General features: G+C 63.0%; 12 protein-coding genes and 1 pseudogene. 7 read left to right on the top strand and 6 right to left on the bottom strand.

All coding sequences use genetic code 11. The features are described 5' to 3' along the window. The 4 genes from BMW90_RS25250 to BMW90_RS25235 form a co-directional block, all read right to left on the bottom strand. Nucleotides 1–363 (bottom strand): ABC transporter ATP-binding protein (locus BMW90_RS25250; RefSeq protein ID WP_139211552.1); only part of this gene is annotated, 363 nt, incomplete at its 3' end. A gap of 45 nt (nt 364–408) precedes the next feature. Continuing rightward, a complete protein-coding gene (locus BMW90_RS25245) occupies nt 409–1,440 on the bottom strand; it encodes a hydroxyacid dehydrogenase (protein WP_074840444.1) in 1,032 nt (343 codons plus the stop codon). Between the two features lie 26 nt (nt 1,441–1,466). Further along, the gene (locus BMW90_RS25240; RefSeq protein ID WP_074840442.1) at nt 1,467–2,204 is read right to left on the bottom strand and encodes an SDR family oxidoreductase; all 738 of its coding nucleotides are present in this window, start codon (nt 2,202–2,204) and stop codon (nt 1,467–1,469) included. Between the two features lie 5 nt (nt 2,205–2,209). After that, the gene (locus BMW90_RS25235) at nt 2,210–3,256 is read right to left on the bottom strand and encodes a LacI family DNA-binding transcriptional regulator (RefSeq protein ID WP_211569040.1); all 1,047 of its coding nucleotides are present in this window, start codon (nt 3,254–3,256) and stop codon (nt 2,210–2,212) included. Between the two features lie 454 nt (nt 3,257–3,710). Here BMW90_RS25235 and BMW90_RS25230 point away from each other — a divergent pair, with 454 nt between their 5' ends. From BMW90_RS25230 to BMW90_RS25200, 7 genes are all read left to right on the top strand, one after another. Then, nucleotides 3,711–5,015 (top strand): ABC transporter substrate-binding protein, encoded by a 1,305-nt coding sequence (locus tag BMW90_RS25230; protein ID WP_074840438.1) that lies wholly within the window; start codon nt 3,711–3,713, stop codon nt 5,013–5,015. A gap of 99 nt (nt 5,016–5,114) precedes the next feature. Further along, entirely contained in the window at nt 5,115–6,017 is a 903-nt protein-coding gene (locus BMW90_RS25225) for a carbohydrate ABC transporter permease (RefSeq protein WP_074840436.1), read from the top strand. A 5-nt stretch (nt 6,018–6,022) separates the two neighbouring features. Then, nucleotides 6,023–6,910, top strand: coding sequence for a carbohydrate ABC transporter permease (locus BMW90_RS25220; protein ID WP_074840434.1), 888 nt, complete (start codon nt 6,023–6,025; stop codon nt 6,908–6,910). A 46-nt stretch (nt 6,911–6,956) separates the two neighbouring features. After that, nucleotides 6,957–7,781 carry a sugar phosphate isomerase/epimerase family protein gene (locus BMW90_RS25215; protein WP_074840432.1) on the top strand — a complete coding sequence of 275 codons (825 nt, stop codon included), beginning with the start codon at nt 6,957–6,959 and terminating at the stop codon, nt 7,779–7,781. A 57-nt stretch (nt 7,782–7,838) separates the two neighbouring features. After that, entirely contained in the window at nt 7,839–9,074 is a 1,236-nt protein-coding gene (gene manD / locus BMW90_RS25210) for a D-mannonate dehydratase ManD (RefSeq protein ID WP_211569038.1), read from the top strand. 28 nt (nt 9,075–9,102) lie between these two features. Further along, nucleotides 9,103–10,098, top strand: a complete 996-nt coding sequence (locus BMW90_RS25205; RefSeq protein ID WP_074840429.1) for an aldo/keto reductase — start codon at nt 9,103–9,105, stop codon at nt 10,096–10,098. A 142-nt stretch (nt 10,099–10,240) separates the two neighbouring features. Continuing rightward, a complete protein-coding gene (locus BMW90_RS25200; protein WP_074840427.1) occupies nt 10,241–11,365 on the top strand; it encodes a Gfo/Idh/MocA family protein in 1,125 nt (374 codons plus the stop codon). A 202-nt stretch (nt 11,366–11,567) separates the two neighbouring features. On the opposite strand, the pseudogene BMW90_RS25195 reads toward BMW90_RS25200, so the two are convergent. Together BMW90_RS25195 and BMW90_RS25190 are read right to left on the bottom strand one after the other, a co-directional pair. Next, a pseudogene (locus BMW90_RS25195) lies at nt 11,568–11,965 on the bottom strand (M24 family metallopeptidase); the annotation flags it as partial. Between the two features lie 158 nt (nt 11,966–12,123). Continuing rightward, the gene (locus tag BMW90_RS25190) at nt 12,124–13,161 is read right to left on the bottom strand and encodes a replication initiator protein A (RefSeq protein ID WP_074840424.1); all 1,038 of its coding nucleotides are present in this window, start codon (nt 13,159–13,161) and stop codon (nt 12,124–12,126) included. Between the last annotated feature and the right edge of the window lie 626 nt (nt 13,162–13,787).

Genomic DNA, 13,787 nt, shown 5'->3' with positions numbered 1-13,787 from the left:
CAGCAGCTTGGCGACCTCCGAGACCTTCACGTCGATGTCACCGCGTTTCATCCCTGAGAGCTTCAGGTTGAACCCCATGTTCTTGGCCACGCTCATGTGCGGGTAGAGCGCATAGTTCTGGAACACCATGGCGATATTGCGTTCGCGCGGGTTGAGGTGATTGACGACATTGCCGTCGATCCTGACCTCGCCGCCCGAGGCGGGCTCGAGCCCCGAGATGATCCGCAGCAGGGTCGACTTGCCGCAGCCCGACGGACCGACAAGCGCCACGAATTCGCCGTCCTCGATCTGCAGGTCGACGCCGTGGATCACCTCGACCGCGCCGAAGTTCTTCTTGAGACCGGTGATTTCTACCGAGGCCATGTTATTCCCCTTTCCCTGTGACTGTTTTCGCCGGACGCCGTCGCCTCACGCGAGCGCGGCCGCCTTTTCGCGACGAATTTCCTGGTTCAGCGGCTCGCCGGCGAAGAATCGACGCACCTCTTCGACTGCCGAAAGCCCCTGTCGGACATAGCTTTCGCGGGTGTGGCCGGCGCAATGCGGCGAGAGATACACATTCGGCATCCGCCGCAGCGGATCATCGTCAGGCAATGGTTCGACTTCGAAGGTGTCGATGGCCGCAAAGATCCGCCCCTGTTGCAGTTCCTCGACCAGCGCGCCCGTTTCCAAGAGCCCGGCCCGGGCGGTGTTGACCAGCAGGCTACCGTCGACCATCGCGTGCAGGTGGCTGCGCGTGATCATGCCTTCGGTGGCGGGCAGGTTCGCGGCGTGCAGGCTGACCACCGGGCAGCTGGCGAACAGCGTATCGAGCTCCATGAGCGTCACGCCCAGCCGCTCGGCCTCTTCCGTGCTGATGAACGGATCATAGACCGCCACCTTGCAGCCAAACGGGCGCAACCGGTCGAGCACGAGGCGTCCGACATAGCCCAGCCCGACCAGCCCGACGGTCTGTGCCGCAAGAAGCTGGCCCAGATAGCCCTTGCGCATCTCGGCCCAGCCCATCGTGCCGCGCAACCCGGCATCCTGCCGGGTGTGCAGACGCAGATGGGCAAGGATCTGCGCCAAGGTGAACTCGGCCACGGCTAGGGCGATTTCCGGCGCTGAATGGCTGACCCGGATGTGCCCGTCGACCAGCGCCTGCTCCACGTCGAGGCGTTTTACGGATCCGGCGGCATGGGAGACAAAGACAATGTCCCCCTGCGGCGCAAGCAGATGCGACAGCGTCGGACTGAGCCATCCGGTGATGACCGCGGTGACATCCCGCAGGGCGTTGGCGAGCGCGCCGGAAACGAGGTCCTCGTCGCTGACGAAAACCGGGTGGGCGAAGGCGTTCAGCGCACCTTCGGCCTGTTGGGGAAAGATCCGAGACCGGACTTCCGCAGGCATCAGGACAGCGACCCTCGGACGGGTGTCGAACGCCGGGCTGGCCTGTTTGGTCATGTCTGTGTCACCTGTTTGCAATGGAGTCACCGTTTTGCCGGCTGAATCATCAGCTCCGAGACATGCGCCCGTTCCGGCAGGCACATCACGAACATGCAGGCCTCGGCGATGTCTTCGGGTTGAAGCGCTTTTGCCCGCATCTCCTCGGTCGGGGGCGTGGGCCGTTTCTCCAGCAGCGGCGTCTCGGTCATGCCCGGAAGGATCACCGTGGCCCGGATGCCGTGCTGCCATTCCTCCTCCATGATCGCGTGGGTCATCGCCATGACGCCCGCCTTGGTCGCTTGGTAGGCGGCGCCCGAGGGGTCGGGCTTGCGCGCTGCGGTCGACGAGATGTTGATCAACAGCCCTCCGCCGCGCGCGCGGAACACCGGCACCATGACCTTCGCGAGGTTGAAGGCGGCATTGAGGTTGGTGGCGATCATCGACGCCCAGCTGTCGGCGGACAGATTGACGAAGGCCCGGTCGACGATATTGACGCCGACCGAATTGACCAGCGTGTCGATGTCGCTCAGCGCCGCCGCGTGTCCCTGCAGCGCCTCGGAGAGCGCAGGCGCATCGGCCGCGTCCGCCTGGATACCGAGCACGCTGCCGGCACCAAGGTCCGACGCCTCGTGCACGACCTCGTCCAGCCGCACCCGGTCCCTGCCAAGAAGCACGAGGCCGGCCCCGGCCCGCGCGGCGTCTCTGGCGGTGGCGCGGCCCATGCCGCTGGTGGCTCCTGCGATCAGGATGTTGCGGCCCGTCAGGCCCTTGTCAGGCGTCATTTCAATCAATCCTTTTCCTGAGCGTTTGGCGCCGGCGGTGCGGCGGTGGAGCTGCGCACAATCAGCTCAGGGCGCAGTACGACATGCGCATCGTCGGTGGTCTCGGTCCCCTCCAGGGTGGCGATCAGCTTTTTGACGATGAGCTCGGCCATCTGCTCGACCGGTTGGCGGATCGTGGTCAGAGGCGGCTCCATCACCTTGGCCATGATGATGTCGTCGAAGCCGACGACCGACAGGTCCTCGGGCACCCGAAAACCAAGCTCGCGCGCCCCCGAGCAGGCGCCGATGGCATACATGTCGTTGACGGTGAACACCGCCGTGGGCGGGTCGTCCAGAGTCAGCAACTCGCGAATGCCCGTGCGGCCAAGCTCGGCGGCCTGGCTGTCGCCGAAGCCTGTCGCATTGGTCGCCAGCCAGACCAGGTCGGGATCCGGGGTCAGGCCTGCCTTTTCCAACTCCTGCCGCATGCCCTCCAGCCGGGCGGTCCGGCTCGAGGTGCCGATGGGTCCGGAGATGAAGCCGATCCGCCTGTGCCCCAGACCGATCAGGTGACGCGTCGCAAGCCGCGCCCCAAGTGACTGATCAACGCTCACCGAACAGGTCACCACCCCTTCGGCGCCCTGGGTCGTCCGGTCGAAGGCACCGATGTGCATGCCGTTCCTTGCGTGCTCTCTCAGGTGATCGAACGACACCGGCGACGACCCGAGGATGGTGCCGCGGATCGACGAGGCATAGAGCGACGAGAAATAGGTCGCCTCCAGCTCCGGTTCACGCTCGGCATTGCAGATCAGCACCTGATAGCCACGTTTGAGCGCCGCTTTCTCGATCAGCTGAGATGCGTTGCCCCAGAACGGATTGGCGACCGATGGCACCACCAGCCCGAGGGTCTTGATCTGCCCGGACTTCAGCTGCCGCGCGACCGCGTTGGGGGTGTAGCTGAGGTCGTCGATCGCCTCCTGCACCCGTCGCAGGGTGCGCGCGCCCATCTTGGCATGACGCCCGTTGATGACATTCGAGACGGTGCTGACCGAAACACCGGCCCTCTTCGCCACATCCTTTATCCCTGCCATCGTCCATTCCCACGCTTTTCATACCGGGTCGCGCCCCATCGGGCGCAGCTGCGTTCCGCGCCTCGAGTCAGTTGGTAATACGTTACATACAATACGCCGCACTGAAACTGAGACGCCAGAAAAAATTCTCAAGTAGAAAAATTTTTAGGCACTGCGGCGGAAAATATGGTTGGCGGGTTCTTGGTCAGTCTCGATGACAAAAGTGATCGAAAACCCTTAATATATTAGCGTTATCAACATCATGATCGCCGCCTCTCCCGACCCCGCCAGTCAATTGCAACCGCTTTGGCGGCGCCTCATGCGCCGCAATCTACCAGTCAGTAATTTTATTCGACATCGGTGTAACGTTTTACTATCGTCACCTCGTGGGCCGCCTCGAATCGCCAAGATCCGAAGCGTCGGCCGCACGATCTGATCGGTATCTTGGGAGGAAGACATGACCGCATCGCAATCACGCAGAAGTTTCCTGAAGACCGGCTCGGCCGCCATCGGCGGCTTTGCCATGACCGTCGTCGCCGGCGGCGCGCTGGCACAGGGCAAGACCAAAATCCGCTTCAGCGGCTTCGTCGAATCCGAAGAGCAACTCGCCACCACGCTCAAGGTGCTCAAGGCTTATGAGGCCAAGAACCCGAACGTCGAGATCATCCCCGAGTTCTCGAGCTACCGCGCCTTCACCGACAAGCTCGCCACCGAGGCCGCCGGCGGCAACGCGCCCGACATGTTCAGCGTCAACGTCGACCTGCTGGCCGAATACGCCGCGCGCGGCGTGCTGACGCCTCTGACCAAGTGGATCCCCGATCCGCTGGACGTGTCGAACTATCAGGAAGGCAGCGTCTTCTCCTGCACCTACGATGGCGAAATGTACGCCATGCCCAATGACGCCATCGCCACCGCGATCTTCTTCAATCCGGCCAAGTTCGAAGAGGTCGGCGTCGCCGTCCCCGACCAGTTCTACACCTGGGAGAAGCTGCACGAGACCGCCGTGGCGCTCGGCAAGGAGCACGGCCGTGGCTTCTGGGGCATTGAAGACGGCGGCGGCAACAACCTGGCCTGCGACATCTTCCTGCGGGTCGGCGGCAAGGCGCTGTTCACGCCGGAGCACACAATCGGCTTCAACGGCGAGGACATGGCCAAGTGGTTCCAGTACTGGGAAGACATGCGCCAGGCCGGCGGCGCCCCGCCCGCCGACGTCCAGGCCCAGGCCGGCGACAACTCGGCCTCGCTGGGCATCGTGCGCGGACGCTCGGCCATGCTGGTGCAGACCACCGACAGCTTCATCGGCATCGGCGCGCTGATGGATGGCCCGCTCGAGCTGATGATGCTGCCCAACGGCTTCGAAGGCGGTGAGATGAAGCAGCACCACTATGATTACGCCGGCAACTCGACAGGCATCTGGACCAAGGCCGAGAACAAGGACCTTTGCGTCGACATCATCCGCTTCATGCACTTCGATCCCGAAGGCGTCGATCTCTACTACACCGGCAGCGGCATGATCCCGGCCTCGACCGCAGGGCTCGAGAAGTTCGGCTCGACCGGTACGGAAAACGAGAAGAAGATCGTCGCGTATCTGCGGATGCTGCGCGAAGAGCCCGCGCCCTCGCGGCGTCCCGGCGTCGGTGGTCTTGGCGGCATCTTCCGTCGCCACAACGAGGCCGTGGCTTTCGGCGACATGACCCCGCTGGAAGCCGGCAACTCGCTGACTGCCGAGATCGACGGCAAGCTGAAAGCGCTCAAGTCGTAAATCCTCCCGGTCGGGGCGGGCGTCACAGCCTGCCCCGCCACACCGACGCCGCGCAGCGCGCGGTGGGCACCCTTTGGCTCAAGAAAAGGCATGGCCCCCATGAGCAAGACACAGAACCTTTCGAAGAAACAGAATGGCGTGGCCTTCCTGTTCCTGTCGCCGTGGATCGTCGGCTTCCTCGTGCTGACACTGGGGCCGATGCTGGGCTCATTGTACCTGTCGTTCACCGATTACGACCTGTTCAACGCGCCGACCTGGGCAGGGCTGGAGAACTACGCCCGGCTGGGAGCCGATCCGCGCTATCTCGCCTCGCTCAAGGTGACGCTGTACTACGTGCTGTTCTCGGTGCCGCTGAAACTGGGCTTCGCGCTGTTTATCGCGCTGATCCTCAACCGCGGACTGCGCGGCCTTGGCTTCTACCGCTCGGTCTTCTACCTGCCCTCGCTGCTGGGCGGCAGCGTGGCGGTGGCGCTGATGTGGCGCCAGATCTTTTCCTACGACGGCATCATCAACCAGTTTCTCTGGAGCTGGTTCGGCTATGACGCGCCGTCGTGGATCACCAACCCGGACTATGCGCTCGGCACGCTGGTGCTGCTGGCCGCATGGCAATTCGGCGCGCCGATGGTGATCTTTCTCGCCGGGCTCAAGCAGATCCCGCAGGACATGTACGATGCCGCCGCGATCGATGGCGCGCGTCCGGTGCAGCAGTTCTTCTACGTCACCGTGCCGCTGCTGACGCCGATCATTTTCTTCAACTTCGTGATGCAGACCATCGGCGCCTTCCAGGCCTTCACGCCCTCCTACATCATCTCGGACGGCACCGGCGGGCCGGCGGATTCCACGCTGTTCTACACGCTCTATCTCTACGAGCAGGCCTTCACCGATTTCGAGATGGGCTATGCCTCGGCCATCGCCTGGGTGCTGGTGGCGATCATCGGGCTGGCCACCACGGTGTCCTTCCTGAGCGCGAAATACTGGGTCCACTACGGCGACGAGGGGTAACCGACATGACCATTGCAGAGACGCACGAGATGACCTCCGACATCAACCAGACCACCGCGAAGTCCAAGGCCCGGTCCAAGCTGATCACCCACGGCTTCCTGATCCTGTTCGCGCTGGTCATGCTCTACCCGCTGGTCTGGCTGGCGGTGAGCTCGCTGAAGCCGTCGAACATCATCTTCTCGGACACGAGCATCATTCCCCGGCACTTCGAATGGCAGAATTACGCCCACGGCTGGGCCGGGGTGGCCGCGCCCTTCAAGGTGTTCTTCGCCAACAGCTTTGTCATCGCCACCATCGCGGTGATCGGCAACGTGCTGTCGTGCTCCTTCGTGGCCTATGCCTTCGCGCGGCTGAACTTCAGCTTCAAGGCGCCGCTGTTCGCGCTGATGATGATGACCATCATGCTGCCGATGCATGCCTCGCTGATCCCGCAGTACATCCTGTTCAACCACTTGGGCTGGATCAACACCATATTGCCGATCGTCACGCCCAAGTTCCTGGCGGTCGAGGCCTTCTTTGTCTTTTTGATGATCCAGTTCATCCGCGGCATCCCGCGCGAACTGGACGAGGCCGCGGCGATCGACGGGGCGGGACCGATCCGGATCTACTTCTCGATCATCCTGCCGCTGCTGACGCCGGCGCTGGTGACCACGGCGGTGTTCACCTTCCTGTGGACCTACGAAGACTTCCTGACGCCGCTGATCTACCTGACGTCGATCGAGAACTACACGGTGCCACAGGGCCTCCGCCTGCTGCAGGCCTCGCGCGGGGCCAGCACCTGGGGCGCGATGCTTGCCATGTCGCTGCTGTCACTGGTGCCGATGTTCATCGTGTTCTTCATCTTCCAGCGCAAGCTGATCGACGGCATCGCAACCACGGGGCTGAAGGGCTGAGGCCCTTCCCCTCCTCCCCCTCAGTATTCAAAGGACGTGTGACCCGATGGCGAAACCGCTGATCACCGTATTCACCAAACCCTGGACCGACCCGCTGCCCGAGCTGGCAGACAAGCTGGCCGGGATGGGCTTCGAGGGCGTCGAACTGGCGGTGCGCCCGGGCTACCAGGTTGTGCCGGAAAACGTCGCCTCCGATCTGCCCAAGGCGGTCCGGCTGCTCGAGGATCACGGGCTGAAGACCCCCAGCATCGCCGGCGAGATCGACGAGGCCACCATCGAGGCCTGCGGCGCGGCCGGTGTCGGCATCATTCGCATCTGCGCGCCCATCGACCTCGCCAAAGGCTACCGCGCCTCGGTCGACGACTACCGCCGCCGCTTCGACGCGCTGCTGCCGGCGCTGGAGCGCAACAACGTCGCCATCGGCGTGCAGAACCACTACGGCACCATGATCGGCAGCGCCGTCGGGCTGGCGCATCTGCTGGACGGCTACGATCCGAAACAGGTCTGCGCCGTGCTCGACATGGGCCATTGCGCCGTCGACGGCGAGCCGGTGGCGATGGCGGTGGATATCGCGCGGCCGCACATGAACGGGCTGGTCAACTTCAAGAGCGCCTGCCACCTGCGCGCCAATGGCCCCGAGCTGGAAGCCGAATACGCCGTGCATTGGACGACCCACGACCACGGCGGCTATAACTGGCGCGCCCTGGTCACGGAACTGCAGCGCACCGGGGTTGCGGGCACCTTCTGCATGCCTGCCGAATACAGCCAGCAGGCCGGCAAGCATGGCCAGCGGATGGGCGACGACGTGCTGCCCTTCCTCGCCAGGGACCTCGCCCATCTCAAGGCGCTGATCGCCGAGATCTACGCCTGACCCATGACCACAGCGAACAAGACGGCCGTGGCACCCGCGCGGCCAGGGAAATGCACCATGAGCAAGACACAAGACCTGACCATCACCGACGTCCGGGTGATCGTCTCGAGCCCCGGCCGCAATTTCGTGACCGTGAAGATCGTCACCGAAAGCGGCCTCTACGGCATCGGCGACGCCACCGTGAACGGCCGCGAACAGGCCGTCGCCACCTACCTGCGCGAACACGTCGCCCCCTGCCTGATCGGCCGCAACGCGCATCAGATCGAGGATATCTGGCAGTACCTCTACAAGGGCGTCTACTGGCGCAAGGGGCCGATCAACATGGCCGCCATCGCCGGGGTCGACGTGGCGCTGTGGGATATCAAGGGCAAGGCCGCCGGCCTGCCGGTCTATGAGCTGCTCGGCGGCAAGAGCCGCAAGGCCGTGACCACCTATGCCCATGCCACCGGCGAGACGGTCGCGGATACGCTCGACAAGGCCGAGGCGCTGATCGCGCAGGGGTTCACGGCCGTCCGCCTGCAGACGGCGGTGCCCGGGCTCGACGCCAGCTATGGCGTGCTGCGCGGACAGAAGGACTACTTCGAACAGCAATCGAGCCGCCCCCTGCCCCCGGAAGAACCGTGGTCGACGCGCAAGTACATGAACGCGATCGAGGCGCTGTTTCGCGAGGCCCGCGCCCGCTTGGGCGACGAGGTCGCGCTTTGCCATGACGTGCACAGCCGCCTGACCCCGATCGAAGCGGCGCGGCTCGGCAAGATGCTCGAGCCCTACGACCTGCTGTTCCTCGAGGACGCGGTCGCCGCCGAGAACCAGGACAGCTACCGGGTGATCCGCGACCACACCACCACGCCGCTGGCCATCGGCGAGATCTACAACACCATCTGGGACTGCAAGGAGATGATCCAGAACCAGTGGATCGACTATATTCGCTGCGCCACCACCCACGCCGGCGGCATCACCGCGATGCGCCGCATCGCCGATTTCGCCGCGCTATTTCACGTCCGCATCGCGCCGCATGGCGCGCCGGACCTCTCGCCAGCATGCTACGCCGCACAGGCGCATCTGGGCATCTGGGCCCCCAATTTCGGCATCCAGGAATTCGTCGGATTCGGCTCGGAGGCCTCGGCCGAGGTCTTCTCGCACGACCTGACGCTCGAAAACGGCATGATCCATGTCGGCGACAGCCCCGGCCTCGGGGTCGACTTCGACGAAGAGGCCGCCGCCAGACACCCCTACAAGCGCTCCTACCTGCCGGTCAGCCGGCTGGAAGACGGCACGCTGTGGAGCTGGTGAACCCCAACTCAAAAGGAGGACTCTCAGAATGAAAGACCTGACCGTGACACAACGCTTCGGCAAGACCGACCTCGTAACCACTCCCCTCGTCTATGGCTGCATGGGGGGCGCCGGCGCCTTTGGCGCGCAGGAGGAATCCGACTCGATCGAGGCCCTGCGCGCCGCCTTCGACGTCGGCATCAACTTCTTCGACACCGCCGAGGCGTATGGCGCCGGCTATTCCGAACAGTTGCTCAACAAGGCCCTCGGCGACAAGCGGGACGAGATCGTGATCTCGTCGAAGGTCGGCCGCGAGAACCTGGCCCCCGAGAAGGTGATCGAGGCCTGCGACCGCAGCCTCCAGAACCTCGGGACCGACTACATCGACCTCTACATGTTGCACTGGCCCAACCGCGACGTGCCGCTGGCTGACAGCATCGGCGCATTGAAGAAACTGAAGGAGGCGGGCAAGATCCGCTGGTACGGCGTCTCGAACTTCGGCAGCCAAGACATCGACGCAGCCACGGACCTGGGCGAGATCTCCGTCAATCAGCTGCCCTACCACCTGTTCTTCCGCGCCATCGAGTTCGAGGTGCAGCCCAAGTGCGAGGCGGCCGATGTGCCGATCATGTGTTATTCCTCGCTGATGCAGGGGCTCTTGGCCGGCAAGTACAAGTCGCTTGACGACTTCCCCGTGGACCGCGCCCGCACCCGGATGTTCGACCACCGCAAATGGGCCGAGGCGGTTCACAAGGAAGAAGGCGCCGAGGAGGCCGGGCAAGAGCTGCTCGACGTGCTCTGGACGCTGGTCGACGAGACCGGTCTGTCGATGGAAGAACTCGCCATCGGCTGGCTCAAGTCCCGCCCCGCGGTCGGCGGCGTGATCGTCGGCACCCGGAACGGCGCCCAAAGCCGAGGGCTGAAGAAATTGCTGGACGTCCAGCTCGACGCTTCGGTGCTCAAGCGCCTCTCTGATGCGTCCGAGCGTCTCAAGCAGGAGCTCGGCAGCGATATCGACATGTGGGGAAAAGGCCGGACCCGCTGATCACGCCGGTTGCGGCTTCGATGGTATCAGCGAGGTCATGACCGCCGCCTTATGAGCGTCAGCCTGCAGGCTGGCCACCACCGGCGCAGGGCGATGTTGCTCCGCGCCGGGCGCCAATCTTTCCCATCAGACGTAGGATCCCATGTTGAAAGTCCTGATTTCCGGAACCGGCTTTGCCGGGCAAGGTCACGCCGATGCCTTCCGCGGTGCGGGGGCCGAAGTGGTCGGCATCGTCGGCCGCACCCCGCATGTGGTCAAGGAGGTGGCCGAGAAAATGGGCATTCCCTATGCCGGCACCGACTGGCAGCAGGCGCTGGACGACTGCAAGCCGGATATTGTGTCGATCGCCACGCCGGGTGGCGCGCATTACGAGCCGATCAAGCAGGCCATCGCCGCGGGCTGTCACGTGTTCTGCGACAAGCCGATGACCGACCGCGCCGATACGGCGGTCGAACTGAATGAACTGGCCGAGGCAAAGGGCGTGAAGACCGCCTATGCCGCGAGCTTTCGCTATGCGCCGGGGGTGCTGCATGCCAAGCGGCTGGTGGCCGAGGGGGCCATTGGTGAGCCGACCGAGATCGAATGCATCTCGCATTTCAACCTCGAGCGGGACATCCCTTTCGGCTGGTCACATCGCAAGGAGGATGGTGGCGGCAGGCTCAACAACAATTTCACGCATACCCTGTCGATTGCCTGCACGCTGGTGGGCGAGACGATCCTGAACGTCGCAGGCGAGGTGCGCGACGACCTCGGGCGCGCGCCCATCGTCGAGGGCGTGCACAACTTCGCCACGCGGCGAAGCTTCATTCCGAAGGATCTGGACGATCCCTCGCTCAAGTGGGGCGAGAGCAACGTCGAATGGTCCTACACCGTGATGGCCCAGCTCGAGAGCCCGATGGCCGACAAGCCGGTTTCGGTGCTGTTCAAGCACGGCGGTCTGGTGCCGCGGTTCCACGAGGATCACATCGTGGTCTACGGCACCGAGGGCGCGATCTACATCAAGGGGCATTACGGCAGCGGCGCACTCTATCTCAACGATGGCCAGGAGTGGCGTGAGCAGGCCCTGCCGGCCGATATCGAGGCCCAGGTTCCGGACGTGAAAGGCGAGACCGAGCAGTGCTGGCACTACCTCGCGCGGCTATTCGTGAAGGACATCGCCGGCGAGAGTGTCGAGCCCTACCCGACCTTCCGGGAAGGCAGCCAGTATCAACAGATCATCGAGATCATCCGGAAGAACGGCAACTGGACCGACGTCAGCGGCTTATGACACGCCGCTACGCACTCGGACACCGCGCGGTGTGGCGGTAGGGACGTGGCTCACCGTGCGCGGCATATAGGCTGGCTGGAAGTCAGGCTGGCAGGGCCGCGACCGGTGGACGTCATTGGAGCCTCATGACGCGCCGCCATGGCAGGCATATGTGCGCTCAGAGCCCCGGATTGACCGAGTCCGCAGCAGCGTCGAAGGTCCGCTATGCAGGCACGGTTTGAAGCGTGACCCCGGGCGCATGAAGTCCCGTGGGCGAGAGGGTGAAGATCTCGAAACCGTCCGATGTCACGCCGATCGAGTGCTCGAACTGCGCCGAAAGGGACTTGTCCCGCGTCACTGCTGTCCAGTCGTCTGCAAGCATCTTCACGTCGGCGCGTCCCAGGTTGATCATCGGCTCGACGGTGAAGACCATACCCTCCCGCAGTTCCGGGCCTGAGCCTGCTTGACCGAAATTCAGGATGTTTGGCGAATCGTGAAAGACTTAACCTATGCCGTGACCGCAGAAGTCTCGGACCACGGAACAGCGTTCGGAATGTGCATAGGCCTGAATCGCGTGACCGATATCCCCAAGCGCGCACCCGGTCGCACAGCCGCGGCGCCGCGGACGATCACCAAATGTAAAAGATGGAGCAGCAGATCACTGAACCTGGCTGATCACCGGACCGTACATGTGGGGAATTTCAGAAGAGGACCAAACCTGAACAGAGCTAACTTATAAACGCGGCCTCCACGGGGAGCAGGTCACCGAGCCGACTGCATCATTTCCGGGATATTGCCCGTTTCTTGCAGAAGCCGAGGAAGGCCGCGTCGAAGTTCTTGGGGGGCTCACCCAGGCTCTCCATGTAGTTGCGCCACTCCTCGTAGAGAACGTAGATGTCGAGCCCGGGAGCGGTGCGTCGTGCCTTGTTAAGAAGGGTAGGGGAGGGCGTGCCAGGAATACCGAACGCCATCATGCTCTGCCCTCGTGTGAAGCCCTTCGACTTCTTTGCCTTAAAGGTCACGATGCGATCATCGAGCGCGATATCGTAGTCGGGAATGTGTTCATCCTGGGCGATCTGCTTGAGGAAGAACTTGAACTTCTTTTCCGGCGAGTTGCTGCCCACCTTTTTCTGCAACTTGTCGAGGCCGATACGGAAGGGGCGGCCCTGGTCGCCGACATGTTTGCGGGCGAGTTCATAAATTCGCCGTTCAAGCGGGCGTCTCAGCCGGAAATACTTGGGGTTTATGGTCAGCACTTCCATGCTTTCCACCGCTTTGAAGGTCCAATCCGAGACCTTGATCCGAACCTGGGTCATGCGGCCGAAGGGGCCGATCTCCCCCCTCTCGTCACGCCGTGTGATCTCGTATTCGTCGATCAGCCCGAAGCCCCGCACCTGGGTGTGCTCCCCCGTCCGGATGTTGGTCTTGATCGTCGTGCCGCGCAGGCGGTCCAGCGCATCCTCGAACCTCTGGTAGCTTTCCCGGTTGGTGCGCCAGTTTGTGGCTACCATAGCCTCATGCGCGCTGAGTTCGACCCATGGGGTGATCTCCTCGCCGGCATTGAGCTGATGCACCAGCTTGCTGATGCAGTAGAGCAGGATGTCCTTGTCCATGATCGTGGCCAACCCCTTGCCGCTCGGGACCACCACGACGCGCTTTCCGTCATGCTCGTACTCCAGTTCGCGCATGTCCGGTTTGACCGACAGCGAGAAGACAGGATGCTCCATCGAGGCCATGTCGTCCTTCGGGGCAGCATCTGACACATCGAGAATGAAAAAGTCCCGGTTCGGATGGCGATCTGGCAGCAAGTTTCCCATGCGGTCACGCTAGCTTAGATTCGTCGATCTGGGAACCAGAACGCTTGGATATTTTTCGTCGATCTAGGAACCGGATCACATCGAGCTCCCTGTGGATAAGTACCGAAAAGGATTCGCCCTTCTGGGAACCAAGATTCGCCCCTCTAGGAACCACAAATTCGCCCCTCTGGGAACCAGGATTCGCCCCTCTGGGAACCGAACCGAAGTGAAAAAAAGGAATTATTCCAATGTTTACAATATTATGTAAGGAACCAAAGGAGCGCGTAACTCTTTAACACCCTCTTTAACTGTATAACACTGGCAGTTGGCCTCACTTCTCACTCGCTGCGACCTGTCTGCCCGCTCGGCGACCTGGCTTCTGGCGACGCGGCTTAGCGGTGTTTCTCGTCAAATCCCCTGCCACCCGCCATCTCGCAAAAACATGTATGAGATCGCCCTGCGAAACAAGTTGACGGCTGGGCAGGTTGGTCTTCGCGGCTCTCCGCATCTATCACGTCCGGACAGGTTCGCTGCGCTTTGCGGGGACCTGATCATGTGTGAATTCAGATAGTGAACCACTACCGGCTGACGCCGGTAGCATCATGTTTTCCATGTAGTTCGAGGTACTGAAGTATGATGTCGTCGGT

Source organism: Marinovum algicola, assembly GCF_900109145.1.
Taxonomy (GTDB): Bacteria; Pseudomonadota; Alphaproteobacteria; order Rhodobacterales; family Rhodobacteraceae; genus Marinovum; species Marinovum algicola.
The sequence above is the reverse complement of the archived record's forward strand: the minus strand, read 5'-3'. Positions and strand labels throughout refer to the sequence as shown.

Excerpts from the sequence above, each read along its gene's own strand:
- BMW90_RS25245 (WP_074840444.1), bottom strand. The coding sequence starts at position 1,440 with ATGACCAAACAGGCCAGCCCGGCGTTCGACACCCGTCCGAGGGTCGCT.
- BMW90_RS25240 (WP_074840442.1), bottom strand. The coding sequence starts at position 2,204 with ATGACGCCTGACAAGGGCCTGACGGGCCGCAACATCCTGATCGCAGGA.
- BMW90_RS25230 (WP_074840438.1), top strand. The coding sequence starts at position 3,711 with ATGACCGCATCGCAATCACGCAGAAGTTTCCTGAAGACCGGCTCGGCC.
- BMW90_RS25225 (WP_074840436.1), top strand. The coding sequence starts at position 5,115 with ATGAGCAAGACACAGAACCTTTCGAAGAAACAGAATGGCGTGGCCTTC.
- BMW90_RS25220 (WP_074840434.1), top strand. The coding sequence starts at position 6,023 with ATGACCATTGCAGAGACGCACGAGATGACCTCCGACATCAACCAGACC.
- BMW90_RS25215 (WP_074840432.1), top strand. The coding sequence starts at position 6,957 with ATGGCGAAACCGCTGATCACCGTATTCACCAAACCCTGGACCGACCCG.
- manD (WP_211569038.1), top strand. The coding sequence starts at position 7,839 with ATGAGCAAGACACAAGACCTGACCATCACCGACGTCCGGGTGATCGTC.
- BMW90_RS25205 (WP_074840429.1), top strand. The coding sequence starts at position 9,103 with ATGAAAGACCTGACCGTGACACAACGCTTCGGCAAGACCGACCTCGTA.
- BMW90_RS25200 (WP_074840427.1), top strand. The coding sequence starts at position 10,241 with ATGTTGAAAGTCCTGATTTCCGGAACCGGCTTTGCCGGGCAAGGTCAC.
- BMW90_RS25190 (WP_074840424.1), bottom strand. The coding sequence starts at position 13,161 with ATGGGAAACTTGCTGCCAGATCGCCATCCGAACCGGGACTTTTTCATT.